The sequence below is a fragment of the Mucilaginibacter paludis DSM 18603 genome (assembly GCF_000166195.2).
Classification (GTDB): Bacteria; Bacteroidota; Bacteroidia; order Sphingobacteriales; family Sphingobacteriaceae; genus Mucilaginibacter; species Mucilaginibacter paludis.
Genome location: NZ_CM001403.1, coordinates 6954045 through 6969779, shown reverse-complemented (window position 1 = coordinate 6969779; position 15735 = coordinate 6954045). Strand labels below are relative to the sequence as shown.

Genomic DNA, 15735 nt, shown 5'->3' with positions numbered 1-15735 from the left:
CAGATACAAGAAGTTGAGTATCATTTGCGCCGGTGCTGGCCGCGGATAAACCAAGTGCATTTTGAGTATTAGTCATTATGCAAACGGGCGCGCCAATACAATGCCAGGGGCCTAAATAAGGCATCTTAATACCATAAAAACCTAACAATCAACTCAATCAATTACATAACCAGGTAAAGACACCAACTCGCATAGCTATCAAAATGATAGGCTTTTATCAAAACGATAGGGTATCGATTATCAAAATGATAGCGTTAAACCGATCATTTTGATAAGCCTTATAACTTAATATAGGGTATCAAATACTCTTTTGGAGGAGTAAATACGGCAATTTTACCGTTGTTGCCAGCCAATAAAACAAGCTTACCGCTTTTGGCTTTGTTGCATACGTTAAAACTATTGGCATCAATTTTTTTCCAGGTGATGCCGCCGTCTTTGCTAAAGTTAGTGCCCGATGTACCGGTTGCCAGGTATTTGCTGCCGCTCAGGTATTCCACACACGATTGGAAAGCCGGTGTAGCCTTAGCCATTTTCCAGGTTTTGCCGGCATCAACACTGTAGCAGGCCGTCGAGTCGGTACGCTGGTCGTGCTGGTAATCGCCGCCCACAGCCACCCAGTGTTTGCCATCCGCAGCCACCGAAAACGCGCCCGAACTGGTGGTGCCCTGCACCAAAGGCAAAACATGCTGAAACCATTTTTTACCGGCAGATAACGTGTACACAATATTGGCCACACTACCGCCCGATGCCAGCGCCAGCTCGTAATTGCGCATCAGGCCGCTGGTATTAATCATGAGGCAGCTGCCGCTGGCGGCAAAGGCGGCCTCGCCGGCTCTGGCCAGGGGCGTTTTTGCCACGTCGCGCTGTTTCCAGGTGGCGCCTCTATCAAAAGTTTCAAAAATAACAAAGTGATTGTTTATCGGGTCGCCCATTATGCAGCCATACTTGCTTTTAAAGTCCATGGCGTCCAAAAAAACAGATGTATCGCGGTTATGATACCTCACCTGCCAGTTGAGGCCGCCATCCAGCGTTTTTAAAATCACCGCCGGCGTGCCAGAGCTCATCACCACTGCTTCCTTGGCCGAAAAAGCCTCAATATCCCTAAAGTCCGACTGCTCAAAGCCTTTAATCTGCATCCAGTTCCAGGTTTTACCGGCATCCTTAGTGCAGGCCACGTAGCCCTTGCTGCCGCTAACCCAGGCAATTTTATCATCCACTACCGATAGGCCCCTTAAGCTGCTGGGCCTGCCCTGCTGTAACACCGTTACTTTTTGCGAAAATGCCGGGCTAACCCCTCCTAAAAAGATCAGCCCGGCAACCAATATAAAATGTAAAGTTTTTTTAATCATTTAACCCTTGTCCAAACTTCCGTCCGGCCGAATAAAGATACACCAATAAATCCCCTAATTTTTAAAGTATTACCATTCAATGTCATCTTGCAGCTGTAAGTTTTGCCGCTCTTGGGGTCGTAAATAGTACCATCCTCATAAGTTTTTCCATCATAAGTAAAATCTTTTAACAGTTCAAGGCCTAACTCCGGTCTGCTCTTTAGGGCTGGGTCGGGGTTCAGTTTATCAGTTTTAGGCTTGCCGCTCTCATCATTCGGGAACTTAATCCAGGCCAGCTTACCATAATACTTATCACCCTTTTTGTAAATCTGTACCTGCCCTTCGCCACTGGGGTTAAGCCATTTACCCTCAATAGCATCGCCGCTTTGCGCCCACACACCAACAGATACCGCCATAAACAGTACCATCATCATTACAGTTTTAATTCTCATTATTTTTGGTTTTAGTAATTATAACGCCCAACACCGGCCATTTTGTTTTAAAAAAGCGGCCGATAAATGATCGTTATCAAATTTATTAATTGGTAAAACTAATTTAGCCCTTATACACAGCAATAGCAAGCATTAACAATTTTATATTTATTTGAAACAGGTAAAATAAAACTTTATATTTGCAGCCCCAAGCACGGTTTGCCAACGCAATTGGCTGCCAATGCTGCTACTAAAAAAAGCCCGGATGGCGAAATTGGTAAACGTTGCGGTCTCAGAAGCCGTTGAGAATTGTCTCTTGAGAGTTCGAGTCTCTCTTCGGGCACCATCCACAAAAAAAATAGCTCCGCAAGGGGCTATTTTAGTTTAAAAACCTTTTTGGGCGTTTCCCTACGGGCCACGCTGTCTGCTCATACTGCACAGGCCTTAGCCACAGGCCGGTATCCGCGCCCATCGTTAACGCGAAAAAGCCAACTGCGGCTGGTGTTGGTTCGTCGCGCGGAGAAACACACCCCTACGCCCCTCTCAAGAGGGGAATCGCACGGAGCCGGGGCTTTTTTTCTGTATAAATAATTGATAATAAGCAACAAAACAAAACTCCCCTCTTGAGAGGGGCGCGGGCGGCCCGTGCGGCTGCGGGGGTGTGTTTCTACGCGCGAAGAAATTGCAAGGCTGCACTTATTTTAATTGATTCGGAGATTGGACTGACTTTTTTATTAAATTTGACATCGTATCGCCGTTACCTCATGACCAATAGCATTATCGCAATTAAAGGGAGTCATCTCGATAAACAAATTGAGATTTTCAAAGAATTCAACTATGTAGACGTTCAACAAGATGAACAATTTGATAATTTGAACGATATGTATGACTATCTGTTTGATAACTATTTCAATTTTTCAGAACGTGATGTTGTCCTTCGGGGAATTTGGTTTGATAATGACTGGACAATAATCTGCGACCCGGAAATGATTAACGTTTGGGATGGGCCAGCTTTACTTAAACTTTCAGACAAAGTTAAATCAGATGTAATGACCTTTCTAATTCAGACAACTTCGGGTTCGTTTGGGTTTACCAAATGTGGCTTATCCGGTCAACGTAATTTCCTTTCAATTAACGGCAGTGTAACCGAGAACACCGGATTGCCATTACCAGAAGAATCGGGGCTAAATATCAATGAGCAAATATTTACTGATGACATTATCAGCTTAGCAGATAAGTTCGGGATTAACTTTGAGAAAACTGCTCCACAAAGTTGTTTGGCAAAAAAATTGAACTACACTGAAGAATTGAAAAGAGAGTTAACAACATTCAAATCGGATCGTGTAAAGGTTCCAACTCAGAAAAAGCATACCTGGTGGAAGTTTTGGTAACATTTATATGTTCATGATGACCTTGCCAACGCTCGTATGCGAGCCTCTCTTTCCACGTTAACAAAACATCCTTGCTTCAGATATTTAGAGTAAATGGAAAAGCCGTAGCGCTTACAACCTCACTCAATCGGCCAGAACCAAGGTATCCAAAACCCGGTTCCGGTTTTTAATTAAACTATCAACACTGTTATAAAGGCTAAGGCTATCGGGCCCGTAATGATTGCCGTACCGTTTGTAAATCCGCATAATGCGGTTAGCCACAGCTGTATCACGCTGTTGCCGATAGCTATCACACAAACAAAGCGCTAACTCATTTTGGGCGGCGCGCTCAATATCGCCCATCAAACCTTTGTTCCAATATTTATATCGGATGGTGCACGTTTTGAAAGATATGGTTTTGGTAGTTGCAAACAGGGCCTGAGCTTGATGATGCTGCTTTTGGCGTAAAATAATGATAAGGCCCAATGCAATCAAAACGAATATGCCTAATACAACTGCTGCCGTTTTTCGCTCTTCCATCGGTTTGTTTAGCCTTAATACGTCATTGATTATAAAGGTAACCTTATTTTTATTTGAGCATGTCGCAGGTATGTTTCTCCCCTACTGCTATTCGAAGTTTTTTACTTTGAATTGTAAACACACCGTGCGCATCGTTAAGGCTAAAAAACAAGTGCGACTGGTGTTTGTTCGTCGCGCGTAGATACACACCCCTCCGCCCCTCTCAAGCGGGGAATCGCACGGGGCCCTGGCTTTTTCCTGTGTAAATAATTGATAATAAGCAACAAATCAAACTCCCCTCTTGAGAGGCATAGCCGTCAATTTAAGTAGCTGTACTCATATATTGTTGATTTTCAGTTATTTAATTTTTAGGCGCGGTTTGCCCGCATGGGCAAACCTATGTATTTTTACTCTCATATTTTTCGTTTTTTAAGGCGGGGAGGTTTAGATGACCCCGCCTTTCTTATTTTTGTTTAACTATCTAAATATAGTATTTAAATATCTAATAATCAAATACTTATTACAATTTCTTCTATTTTTAACCTATGTTTTCTGTGCTCTTTTGAAAGGTGCTTTAAGTTTAATTTCTCCAACAGAGCTAACCACTTTGAGCATATCCCTAAAAGCTGCGCTCGCAATTCTTCTTTCGTAGAAGCGATTAGTCGATGCACCTTTAAAACACTAATTTGACCTATCTTACCGATAGCCATGCATATTTTCCAACTCAAAACTGCCCAGATCAACTTACTGTATAATATACTGGTTATACGATCCGAACTTCCTTTGGGGAACGTGTGTATCTTTAAAAACGACTTCCATGCTTTAAAAACCAATTCTATCTGCCATCGCAGGTGATATAACTTTTGGATCAATTCAGCGCTATATTTTTCGCTCACCAGGTTGGTAACAATAAAGTTAAACCCTGCCCGCTCTTTGAATCCCTTACTGGTGGTACTGCCTTTCTTTTTATTGTACTTTTCAGTATTGGCTATCCGCCTTGCCTTGAGCTCTTCACTTACCGGTTCTATTATTATCCTTACCGGCATCTTATCAGCTCCGATATATACCTGTTGATCAAATACGCCGGTTATGCCTTGTAGTTTCGACAACTCTAACTTTTGGTATTGGTCGTCCTTTAATAGATAAATCGTTGTTTTCGGACATAATTTATTAATAAAGAAAGCTTTGACTTTGTTAATATTGTTCATATAACTCAAGTGAGTGTAACCCAGATCTCTCATATATAATACCCCCGGCTGAATTGATGCCTTGTCCAGATGACTCTCACCCTGGTCATTTGCGTTGGCCGGAGTTACTTTGATATCGCTTTTACCACTTTTGATTTCAAATTCAAATTGTACAGATGCTCCCGCTTTCATCCCACTTCCTTTTGTTCCGGGGAATGTCTCTGCAATAACTTCCGGCAACGCGAAACGGGTAGAATCTTTGATACGGATCTCCAAGCCCTGTGTTTGCTCTTGCGGTAACTCAACTGCTATTAATTGCTCAAAAACGGCTTGTACAAACTTTGTCATATTGCTGTGATGTCTTTGATGCAATGCCTGCTTCGAAATATCAAGCCCATCCCTCCGCATTAACTGCATACTCATGCCGTTAAACGATTGATCTCCATCAAATAACGCCATATCCAATAGTTCCTTGCCTCCCACTTTTCGTTTGCGTTGTATAGCCTCTGTTTTACGGGCCAGGCCATCTAACACCGTTGGTTCAAATAGTTCCGAACTCATTCGCTCGAATAATGACTGCAATTTTGCAGTTCCGATTCTTGCTCTAAAAAAATTTTATCCCTTTTTTTTCTAAAGTTGACGGCTATGCTCTCAAGAGGGGGCGGGCGGACGGTGCGGCTGCGGGGGGTGTTTCTACGCGCGGCGAAATTGCTAATCTAAATATTAAGCTGTCGCGCGCGCAGCACACACCCCTCCGCCCTCAAGACAGGAATCGCACCGGGCCGCCGCTTTTCCTATATAAATAATTGATAATGAGCAACAAATAAGGGCTAACGTCTTGAAAGTGAGCGGGCTCGGCTGTGTGGCTGCGGTGGTGTGTTTCTATACCCGCGACAAGCTCGCTACACCAGCCATCATAGCCCGGCAATCAGGTAGCCCACACACAATGATGTAACAATAAATTTATATAAAATTAAAAAAACACATCCCTGAAAATGATACTTTTGAGTATCTAACTACCTACTATCATGTACCCTACAACCTTCAACAAATCTTATCTGTTTAAAGTATTATTGGCCTTTGCGGCTGTATTTTTTATGAACAAGGCCAGCTATGCCCAGGTTGATACCCTGGTGGCCAACAACCAAAAAATTGCATGCTCCGTTAAAGAAATAACGCCCGATGCCGTTAAATACACTTTGCCGGGCGAAGACTTAATTAACAGTGTTTATAAAAACACTGTTCAGCAAATCATTTTTAAAAACGGGCGCGTACAAACTTTTGCCGAATCAACTTCCTACAAATCGGTTACCGGCGTAATGGATTTCGACAATGTAACCATCACATCGGTAGAAAGTGAGGTGAAAGGCCTTTTTAAAATTACTGATGTAGGCGCCAAAGCAAAAGGAACTACCGTTTATGCCAACCAGGAGCGGGTTAAAGACAGGGCCTACCATAAGCTTAAACTACAGGCTGCCATGTTTGGTGCCAATATTATTTACCTATCCAACCAACGGACCGAAGGTAACAAGTACGGCAGCGAATACACCAGCGGCTCTACCACCGAAACTAACCTTACCGGCATAGCCTACTCCAACGTATTGCCTGATTTTGAGAAATTTAAAAAACTGATCGGATCAAAAACCGATTGTGTTGCCATTTTGAAATTTAAGCTCGGCCCAAGTTTTAGCGATGTATCCAGTGATGCTATGAACGAACCATTTAAAATAGCCAGCATCAGAAGTGAAAACGGACTTGTTTTTGTAGACGGCGACTTAAAAGGCGAAGACTACACCATCACTTTCCAACTGGTCAACTTTACCGATAAAAGCTTCACCGTTGCCTATAAAAATAAAGGCACTGCTTACAGCTTTGTAATCAATATATAAAATTCCAGCGGCTAATATCCCCTCTTCCGGATTTAGCTACAATAATAACATTGCTACCGCATCAAAAGATAAGGGGCAAAGGCTCAGGCCTTGCCCCTTATCTTTTACATCCACCCGCCAAACTTCACAAAAAACAGCCCGATTGAGGCCCTACGTTATTTTTTGTTAACTGTATTTCTTTTCTATCAGCCTGGAAATAATATATTTGAACCATCAATCCATATCACATTTATGCAAGCCGATGTTCGCAATTTCGGATATCTTGTTTTTTTTAAGCGATCTGTACTGGTTTGGAACGGTATTCGCACTTTTTTCAATATTATTTTTCATGATGGCTAAAACCAAACTGCCCAAGCCTTAATTTAGCGCACTAATCACAATTTTAAACAACCCTTATCACCTTGAAAAAAAGTATCCTTATCACTTTAATACTCTTCGTAATTTCTGCGGCTAAAGCTCAGCAGGCTTTCCAGGGAGTTATAGCGAATTCGTATGTTGTTTACGTTAGCGGCGGGCAGGATCGCCCGGTTAAAAAAACCATCTCGGTATTGTATAATAGCGACTATTGCAAAATTACCATAGGCGACTCGGTAGTTTATTTTGTTCCGGAGCTCTATGTCAACAGGATTGCCGGGGAATGCAATTGTCACTTAGAAACTCTTTTTAATAGAAAAACAGACGCCATGCCAAGGGCGATGTACGACATCCAGATTATGGATCCCGACCGTTTCGGCAAAAACCACTTGCAGATACGCGTTAAAGACTCTTACGGCACCACATTTTATGATGCTGACGTAAAAGACTACACAGGCACCAGAACGGTAAATGGCAAAGTTTACAAAGAAGATTGGGACGATTTATTGCGCCGCCAACGCATTGACGAAAATATCTACATGGCCAAAGAACGTGAAATTGAAAGGCAGGCGCATCTTAAAGACTCAACCGAAAAAGCCGATGCCCGCCGCGTTGAACTCAAAAGAAAAATAGACCAACTAAATACCGGCGACAACTACAATAGGCTCTCTTTTGAAACCAAGAGCTATCTTCAACATACCCTTGAGCAAGCCCTCACCATGAAGCTTGGAAACACAACAGCTTACGGCGATATCAATCTCCTGATTGACCGGCAAGGCAATATTACATCCTGCGTACCCGGCCATGACACGTATTATCTTGCTAAATGCCTCCCTTACCTCAACGAGATTTTAAAAGAACTCAAATTAAAGGTTGATCCCTTTATGGCCGATGGCGTAAGTTACCCCTCGTATTATCCGGGCCTGGATGTTAGTATATTTATACCGGTACACTATGGGGTGAGATAAAGGTGGCAGGCTGCGGAATCGGGATGATGTTTATGATTTAGTTCGGCTACGGCATCAAAATTCTCCAGCGCCCCCTTGCTATCTTGCTCGTTTTCGTTTTTATCAATAACAGGCTGCGACTCCTTCCTGGCATTTATCCGTAGTCGGTGGGGACACCGACAAATTTTCGCACCCCCATACCCGACGATAGTAGTCGGTGGGGACACCGACTACGGCGTAATCATAATCTAATAACGTTACGCCTGATGTCATTTCGACCGGAGGGAGAAATCTTCTGCGCGCGTTGAGTCTGTTTTAGGCCTGCTCTGCGATGCTTATCTGAAGCAGAAGATTTCTCCTCGTACCTCGTCGAAATGACATTTTTTTTATCCATTGTCGGTGTCCCACCGACAGCTTGTGTGCCCTTACCCAACGATAGTACTCGGCGAAGACACCGACTACAGCGTAATCATAATCCAATAACGTTACCCCTTGATGTCGACGAGAGGGGAGAAATCTTCTGTGCGTGCTGAGTCTGTTTTAGGACTGCTCTGCGATGCTCGTCTGAAGCAGAAGATTTTTCCTCGTAACTCGTCGAAATGACATTTTTTTTATCCATTGTCGGTGTCCCCACCAACTACTTGTGAGACTTGCCCAACGATAGTACTCAGCGAGGACACCGACTACAGCGTAAAGCTTAATCATAATCTAATAACGTTACCTCATCTAATCATTACCATTACTGCCCCACTACCAACTGACTATCATTAACCGCACTCAACAGCACCCGTGTTACCATTTCCTGCACTTTGGAGGTACTCTCTTCCATATTGGTGGTACTGATACTGAAGGATTTAATTAACGCCCCGATGTGGATATTGATGGTGGTAGCTTTTGCTTCGCCCGAAACTTTGGAAGTGGCTGATGGGGCTGGCTTAGCTGGCGGCGTTGGGGTAGGCTTACCGGTAGGTGCGGTTACAACCTTGCCAATAGTTGACTGGGGTTTGCTACCGGTTGTTGTGGGAGCAACGGTTGTTGTTGTCTTTGCTGTCTCTACTCCTTTAGCAGCAGTAGAAACGCCCGCTACATTTTCTGGCGCCTTGTGTTTTGTCAAGGCGGTCGCCAGTGTTTCTTGCCCTTTTTTTGCATCGTCCGCTTTCTTCTTCTCTTCGGCTTCGTTCTTTTTACTTGCAGCCAAACTTTTGTTGTAACCTCTACTAAATGCGTCTCCTATATCGCTGGTTCCGGCTTTAACATTAGCAATCCCATCTGCCATTAGCGAGAGATTACCCGTTTGAAAGCCTATAAATGCTTCATTTAATCCCCAAGCTACCTTTGTTACATCTTTTATCACCTCCCATATTCCCATCAAAACAGCTTTAAAGAGATCAAATTTATGAATGACCGTGTATACAACTAAGCCAACCATAACAATTCCCGCTATGATAAGGCCGATAGGATTTGCTTCCATTGCAGCATTTACCGCCCACCACGCAGCTTCCATAGTACCCAAGCCAGTAGAAGCCGCAACCGAATAAGCTTCCTGCAAAAGCAGTGCTCCATTTACCAAGCCGGTTTTAAATGCAACGAGTGATTCCCAAATTTCCACACCTTTTAATACTGCACTGTAAGTCCCCATGCCGATGGCGACAATACCTACTGCGGCACCGATGGCTTTGACTAAAACAACATTATCTTTAAAAAAATCAGTTACCCCCGAAACCACTCCCCCTACTGTTTTTAGCGCTGGTATCAATGTCTTTAGTAGACTACCGGCAACCTCCCCAACGGTCAGTTTAATAGAGTCCATAATACTATGGTAGGCATACAACGGATCAGCATCCGCCGCGGCCTGGGCGGCACCTCCAAAACGCGTCTGTAGTTCTTTGAGGATAATGGATTGTGCCTGGGCAGTATGCCCGGTTTCTACCAGTTTAGTAATGGTAGCTGTTTGAGATGCGGTAAGATCTACATTCATGGAGTGCAGGCTTTTCAAACCTTCTACCGGCGACTGCAACGCTGCGCCTACCAATTTTGCCGTGTCGGCAAGGCCTGCATGCTGGCGGGTAGCAATATCCATTATGGCTTGCGATGCCGTATTGAAGGTTGCCTTGGTTACCGCCGGGTACGATAGCAGCGTGCTCTGCATATCAACTATTTGGTCCTGTGCAAAGGGTAAAGTATCTGAAAACTTTTTGGCGTCTTTTTCGAGCTCGTTATAGCTCAGGCCAGCCGCATTGTTTGAGTTGATCAGCGCCGCCTTTACCTGGGCATTGGCCTGCTCCATCTTTTCGGCCATTTCAATACCCTGCTTGGCAAATTCAACCATTTTTTCCGAATCAAGCGGTATGTCTAAGCCTCCGGCGATAGTTGCGGCTCCCTTTCCCACACCATCTACTGCGGCCCTAACATCGTTCAAACTGGTTGCATAACTTTTTGATTGGTCTATAGTATTTTGCGTGCCTTTACTTGCTCTGGTCAGTCCTTTTGCCATTATTGATAAGTTATTTCGCCCCGTTCCTTTAAGCAAAACTCCAGGGCAAGTTTGTTTTTAATAAAATCTTCTTCGGTCATCACTTCAGGGTCTAAACGGAAATGAGAATAGTATCTGAGCCGGGCGGCCCATTTACTATCCTCACTTGATTGATCGGTGACCGTGTATTTGGCTATTAATCGCTTTTTTTTTCTGTCTGGTCCGTAGCCATCAGCAACAGGTCGCCGCAGTATTTGGCCGCACCGAGTTTATAGCGGTCGTTCGGATAGGTTTCGCTTAATAAGCGGGGGTCCGAGTGCTCGGTTAACAGGCAGGCACTTAAAATTTCCAGATTGGCAGAAAAGCCCATCCCGGTGTATACCTTATCCATCGCCCTGGCTTTTACCAAAAACGAAGGTTCCTTTATAAAGCCAATAACCAGATCGCTTTCATCCTTGCCGATAAAGGTGATCGGATAAACTTTTACGCCTTCTTTTACGGTTAATTCTTCGGCCTTTTTAATAACTTCTTCTTTTGTCATACTCTGTCAATTTGTGCAATAATTAATGGGATGGTAACCATCAGCTTGGTTTCGCCCTGGCTTGCCGAAAACGGATCGGCTAAAAATTCAACACCTTTCAGCTTGTCCTGACCGGGTGTGCGGCCATCGGCACCAAAGATGACCGATATAGTGAACGGCGAAATTTGCAGCGGATCTTGCCCTGGCGAATTGAGGATGATCATCTTCCATTCGTCCAGGTACATTTCTATCGAGCCCTCGTACTCCACGTTGCAGTATCCCCGGCTTACCGGGTAGGGGCCGACGCCGTAGTTGTTCTCTTTTTTTTGTTTTCGGCTGTACGATATCTTGGTGACGCCGGTAATGGGCACCCCGAAGAGCTGGATGGAGATGCTCGCCCAATCGTAATTGATGCCGTTTATCAATGGTGTTATTGTCATATCTTTTTAGCTTAATGATTGTACGTAACTAATTGGAACCTGTATTTGCCTTGCCACGCCGTCGGCTACTATCTGCACGGTAATTACCAGCGTACCGGTAGAGGATACGTTTTGTGCCGAATCGATCACCGGCTGATAGGCCGAAATCTCGCCGTCCCTCACCATCTGGTCCAGGTTGGGCGTGGTCATGGTTTCCAGGTAGGCCAGCGTGTTGGCCGAGAGCGTACCATCGGCATTAAGCACCAGCGGACCGTTCAATACCAGCAGCAGCGATGCGTAAATGCCGCGTTTGGCTTTCTGTATGGTGCGGTTATCCTCGCCGTAGGCATAATCCGAGCTTACGCTCACCGCCATGTTAAACGAGTTGAAAAAGCTGCCCGAGTAGCCCACATATTTGCGTAAAAACACATAGCGCTGGGCATCTAAGTAGTTCAGCAGGTTATCGGTAACGGATGGATCGCTAAACAGCACGCCGTTGGCAAAGGCCAGGGTTTCGCACTCGGTACCGTTGCTGATGTTGAATTTTTGTACCCAGGCAATATCCTCGTTCACCTTGGCTAAGGCCGTAGCGCCCAATTGAGCACCTAAAGTGGTGATGGATTTGCCGAAGGTTTGGTAAAGAGCCGCGCCAACCGCTCCCCCATCCTGCGCAATAATGGCGCTGGCCGTACTGGCCGATAGCAGCGACAAGTCGGTAAGGGCCGAAATATCGGCCATGCCTGACAGATCTGCACCGTAAAGGGCTATCAAAGGTTTGTGGCCCGTATCCTGCGCTTTGCATGCCAGGTCAATAGCCGTTAAATCGGCTGTGGCAAAGGCGGCGGCATCTTTATAAATCCCCACCTGCCTCAATGAGCCGTCGGCAATACTTTGCAGGGTGGCAATCTCGCTGAAGGTATAAGCAGATGGTACCGCGAAGATCCCCACCCACAACACACCCTTAGGCTGGATGCGGAAAAACTCGCTGATGTGATAATGATATACCGCATTGCGCGATGCTGCCCCGCCCGCAAACTGCGTCAAGGTACCGGCAATGGCGCCCGGCGATTGTACCACCAACGGCGAACCACTGTTGAGGTAAATACCCAAGCCCGCCCGCGCCGTAATAGTTACCGTAGCCACCAGTGCCGTAGCGCTGTAGCCCGTAGTTTGGGTATTGGCGTTAATGGCGGCGGCTATACCTGCGGCTACGGCGTTAACAGTAGTTTGGCCAGCAGTTTTGGTAAAGGTGCCCAACGCTACAGTTTTGCTACCGGGCTCAGTTACGTTAAAGCCAATGGTATCGCCGGTATTACCGGCTGCGCTTACCAGGTAGGTAGCGGTGGCTTTAGTTTCGTCGGTATAGGCCAGGTTAATACCGGCGCTCTCGGCATCGGTTACCGAAAAAAACTTTTTAACCCGGTTGCTTGCGCTAAAGCCCGAGGGCAGCGTGGCCGAATAAAAAATTAAGCCCGAATAATGATCCTGACCGGCCAATGGGCGGCCCAGGCCGCCACTGCCCTGTATAAAGGTGATATTACTTAGCATATTTTTTTAAGGGTTAAGCGGTTACAGTGCGGCCTGTTTCTTGCCAAACGGCACCGTTAAATATAAATTTGATATAGGCGTACTTGGCCGTAGTAACCGCCAGCGAACCTGCCGAAGCGAAACCCGTGCCGAAGGTTGCCGTACGTGTTGTAGCGTCCGAATCCAGCAGAAACACCAGCTCATCGCCTATCAACGGGGTATCCACATTGGCGGTAAATGTTACGGCACCGGTTAGGGTGGTGGGGTTAATGTAAGTAAACGCGTTAACCGCGGCAATAGCCAGCGCTATGGTTGCGGAGTAAGCAGGTGTTTGGTAATCCCGCTTCAGTATCCTGTCGGTATTGTCCCTGTTTTTAGCGCCGCTAAATCTTGATGTTGTGGTTGGCATAATAATTTATCCTTCTGTTTTAATCGGCAATGGTATCTGCCGGGTTAACGTCCTCTGTTTTTTTGTTCTCTTTTTTAGCCTTTTTGGCGTCCGGAGCTATTGCTCCGGTATCGCCATCAAGGCCTGCAGCCATTACCTCATCGCGGGTAAATACGGTATCGTAACCCTTGCGCTGGTGAAACAGCCATTCGCCCCTGTCATTCAGGTAAACATGGCCCAGTTGGGGGTTAAGCTCCAGGTGCTTTTTTAAATCCTCTGTCATCTGCTGATATTCAATTAAGCGCCGTAGTAAACGGTCTCGCTGTTCCAGCCAATGTTAACGTCGGCCTTCATCAGCATCTTTAAAAAGTAGAGCTCCGAGTTGGCCTGTAACTTTTCGAGCTTAATGTTGGCATCGTCAACCGAGTTCATCCCCACCCAAAGGTTACTCTCCATGCTGGGCAGGCCCTTGGCAATAAAGAAGGTGTTGTCCGGAAAGTCGGCAATCTTTTCAACCTTGCGGCCCTTAAACACATCCTTACCCTCTTGCGTGGTATCAATGCCTTTGTATTGCTGGTTCACCTGGCTATCGGCATACAAATCAAAAGTGGCGTACGAGCAGAAGAACTTCATGTCCTTATCATAACGCAACGCCGCCGGTATGCCGTTGTAACCCCTTAAAAACTCGCCCTGAATGTTAGCGGCAGTCAGTGTAGTGGGCGATGCTACCACTACCGTATCAGCGGCACTTTTAGCCTTTTTCAAAAACCCGTCGAAGTATTTAAAAATATCGCTGCGGGTGGTATCGCCGCTCCACATAATCTGGTTAAAATATTTGGCGTGGCGCTTCAATATCTCCTGCACCACCACACTCTCAACCGATAGCGGCAGCGCCCTGTCAATCAGCGTATCATCCAGCTGAGTAGCAAACCAGTGGTCCTCAAAGTCGCGCGGGTTAAACTCGTAGTAAATCATGTAATCCTCAGGGTCAAGTACCTGCCCGTCAATCACGGCGCTGCCCTTGCTTACCGGCGTAGCCGCCCTGTCCTGAATAAAATCAGTATAGGTAGCATCCCAGCGCGGAATGGTAAATTTCTTTTTAATACCGTCTTTCACATACACGTTGCCGCCGTTAATGGTATCGGCACCGGTAATAGCTTTTACGATAAATTGCGATGCGGCCTCGCCTGCATACGTGGTGTCATTAATTACAAAACCGTCAGCCATAATTATCTATTTTGATTTTCCTTGTTTAATTTTTTTGCGTTTAGTTTGGCCATTACAGCCCCTGCTGTCCACCGCGGACCAGTCGCGGTTGTCTTGTTAATTACCGGGGCAGTTTTGTTTAAGGGCAGGGCCTCAATTTGCTCTTTGGCAATCTCTTCGTCGGCTTTGAATTGCTCTGTCCAAAAGTCAATCACCTTGGGGTCGTTTTTAATGCGGCCCACCTTGGCGTATTCCTCCACGGCATTTTTGGCTTTCTGGGTTTTAGCCTCCTCTTCGGCCTCGCACTTCTCGGCCTCGGCTTTATCCTTGGCTTTCTCCAGGGCGTCTTTTTCCTTTTTCAGTTTGTCAATCTCAACCGAGTCGTCGTTCATCTTCTTTTCCAGATCGGCTATCTTGGCTTCCAGAACTTCCTTGTCGGTTTTAGCCTTGTTCTGCATGTTTTCGATGGCCCTCAGGATGCTGTCTTCAGTTGCATCATCATTCAGGCCCAATTTGTTGGTGATCAGTTTGCTCATTTTGCTGGCTTTTGTGGTATCAAAAAGTTTGTTTAGTATTAAATTTGCTTCCTTATGAAAATTGGAGGGTTCGGTAATAGCGGCCATGCGCTTGCGGTTATGCTGGGCCGAGTTTTCAATGGCGTCGGCAAAGCCGTATTCAAGGGCTTCCTGGGCGGTAATGTAGGTTTCCTTTTGCATCATGGCCAGTATCTCGGCCTCAGGCTTGCCCGAGCGGGCCACCATTTTAGATATACTTTCCCTCATCACCTCCAGCACCTTGGTATCATCGCCGCCAAAAGGGTTATGGTACATCAGCCAGCTGTAATCCATCATGGTACGGGTGCGCCCCGCCTGAAAAATTACCGCCGCAATGCTGGCCATACAACCAACGCCAACGGTATCAACCTTGGTAACCGATTTTAAAATGGCAGCATAAATATTATATCCATCCATCACCACGCCCCCAGGCGAATTGATCCAGATCTCGATGGATTTCGGCCGCATGGCATCCAGCGCCATCAGCTCGGCCATAAATTTGGCACCGTCAATACCCTTTCCGGTTTCGGTGTTAAAGCCTATATCGTCGTTCAATAACATGATCGGCTTTTCGGCCAGCGGGTCAACTGTATAAATAAATTTCATTGATGTAAAATTAGGGT

At 45.7% G+C, this 15735-nt stretch carries 15 protein-coding genes and 1 tRNA gene; 4 read left to right on the top strand and 12 right to left on the bottom strand.

What is annotated here, in order from left to right; translation table 11 throughout:
* Positions 1-278: 278 nt before the first annotated feature.
* Positions 279-1349 (bottom strand): WD40/YVTN/BNR-like repeat-containing protein, encoded by a 1071-nt coding sequence (locus MUCPA_RS29590; protein WP_008511548.1) that lies wholly within the window; start codon positions 1347-1349, stop codon positions 279-281.
* A complete protein-coding gene (locus MUCPA_RS29585) occupies positions 1346-1780 on the bottom strand; it encodes a DUF2147 domain-containing protein (protein WP_008511547.1) in 435 nt (144 codons plus the stop codon). Before MUCPA_RS29585 ends, MUCPA_RS29590 begins: the two co-directional genes overlap by 4 nt.
* Before the next feature lie 238 nt (positions 1781-2018).
* Here MUCPA_RS29585 and MUCPA_RS29580 point away from each other — a divergent pair.
* Positions 2019-2105 (top strand) — tRNA-Leu (locus tag MUCPA_RS29580).
* Positions 2106-2523: 418 nt separating this feature from the next.
* Positions 2524-3150: a hypothetical protein gene (locus MUCPA_RS29575; protein ID WP_040626657.1), complete on the top strand. Its 627-nt coding sequence runs from the start codon at positions 2524-2526 to the stop codon at positions 3148-3150.
* Between the two features lie 123 nt (positions 3151-3273).
* Here the strand turns inward: MUCPA_RS29575 and MUCPA_RS29570 are convergent, their stop codons facing one another.
* Both MUCPA_RS29570 and MUCPA_RS29565 read right to left on the bottom strand, forming a co-directional pair.
* Positions 3274-3669, bottom strand: coding sequence for a hypothetical protein (locus MUCPA_RS29570; RefSeq protein WP_008511545.1), 396 nt, complete (start codon positions 3667-3669; stop codon positions 3274-3276).
* A gap of 488 nt (positions 3670-4157) precedes the next feature.
* Positions 4158-5396 carry an IS4 family transposase gene (locus tag MUCPA_RS29565; protein ID WP_008503844.1) on the bottom strand — a complete coding sequence of 413 codons (1239 nt, stop codon included), beginning with the start codon at positions 5394-5396 and terminating at the stop codon, positions 4158-4160.
* A 467-nt stretch (positions 5397-5863) separates the two neighbouring features.
* Between MUCPA_RS29565 and MUCPA_RS29560 the strand changes: the two genes are divergently transcribed.
* Positions 5864-6724 carry a hypothetical protein gene (locus MUCPA_RS29560; RefSeq protein WP_008511544.1) on the top strand — a complete coding sequence of 287 codons (861 nt, stop codon included), beginning with the start codon at positions 5864-5866 and terminating at the stop codon, positions 6722-6724.
* Positions 6725-7125: 401 nt separating this feature from the next.
* Positions 7126-8046 (top strand): hypothetical protein, encoded by a 921-nt coding sequence (locus MUCPA_RS29555; protein WP_008511543.1) that lies wholly within the window; start codon positions 7126-7128, stop codon positions 8044-8046.
* A 718-nt stretch (positions 8047-8764) separates the two neighbouring features.
* Here the strand turns inward: MUCPA_RS29555 and MUCPA_RS29550 are convergent.
* From MUCPA_RS29550 to MUCPA_RS29515, 8 genes are all read right to left on the bottom strand, one after another.
* Positions 8765-10519 carry a phage tail tape measure protein gene (locus MUCPA_RS29550; protein WP_008511542.1) on the bottom strand — a complete coding sequence of 585 codons (1755 nt, stop codon included), beginning with the start codon at positions 10517-10519 and terminating at the stop codon, positions 8765-8767.
* Between the two features lie 175 nt (positions 10520-10694).
* Positions 10695-11039, bottom strand: coding sequence for a hypothetical protein (locus tag MUCPA_RS29545; protein ID WP_008511540.1), 345 nt, complete (start codon positions 11037-11039; stop codon positions 10695-10697).
* The gene (locus MUCPA_RS29540; protein ID WP_008511537.1) at positions 11036-11458 is read right to left on the bottom strand and encodes a hypothetical protein; all 423 of its coding nucleotides are present in this window, start codon (positions 11456-11458) and stop codon (positions 11036-11038) included. The genes MUCPA_RS29545 and MUCPA_RS29540 overlap by 4 nt, the downstream gene beginning before the upstream one ends.
* Before the next feature lie 6 nt (positions 11459-11464).
* The gene (locus MUCPA_RS29535; protein ID WP_008511534.1) at positions 11465-12985 is read right to left on the bottom strand and encodes a DUF2586 family protein; all 1521 of its coding nucleotides are present in this window, start codon (positions 12983-12985) and stop codon (positions 11465-11467) included.
* 13 nt (positions 12986-12998) lie between these two features.
* Positions 12999-13373 carry a hypothetical protein gene (locus tag MUCPA_RS29530; RefSeq protein ID WP_008511533.1) on the bottom strand — a complete coding sequence of 125 codons (375 nt, stop codon included), beginning with the start codon at positions 13371-13373 and terminating at the stop codon, positions 12999-13001.
* Between the two features lie 19 nt (positions 13374-13392).
* Positions 13393-13635, bottom strand: coding sequence for a hypothetical protein (locus tag MUCPA_RS29525; RefSeq protein WP_008511531.1), 243 nt, complete (start codon positions 13633-13635; stop codon positions 13393-13395).
* Between the two features lie 14 nt (positions 13636-13649).
* Positions 13650-14579 carry a hypothetical protein gene (locus MUCPA_RS29520; RefSeq protein ID WP_008511530.1) on the bottom strand — a complete coding sequence of 310 codons (930 nt, stop codon included), beginning with the start codon at positions 14577-14579 and terminating at the stop codon, positions 13650-13652.
* Positions 14580-14581: 2 nt separating this feature from the next.
* Entirely contained in the window at positions 14582-15718 is a 1137-nt protein-coding gene (locus MUCPA_RS29515; RefSeq protein ID WP_008511529.1) for a Clp protease ClpP, read from the bottom strand.
* Positions 15719-15735: the final 17 nt, after the last annotated feature.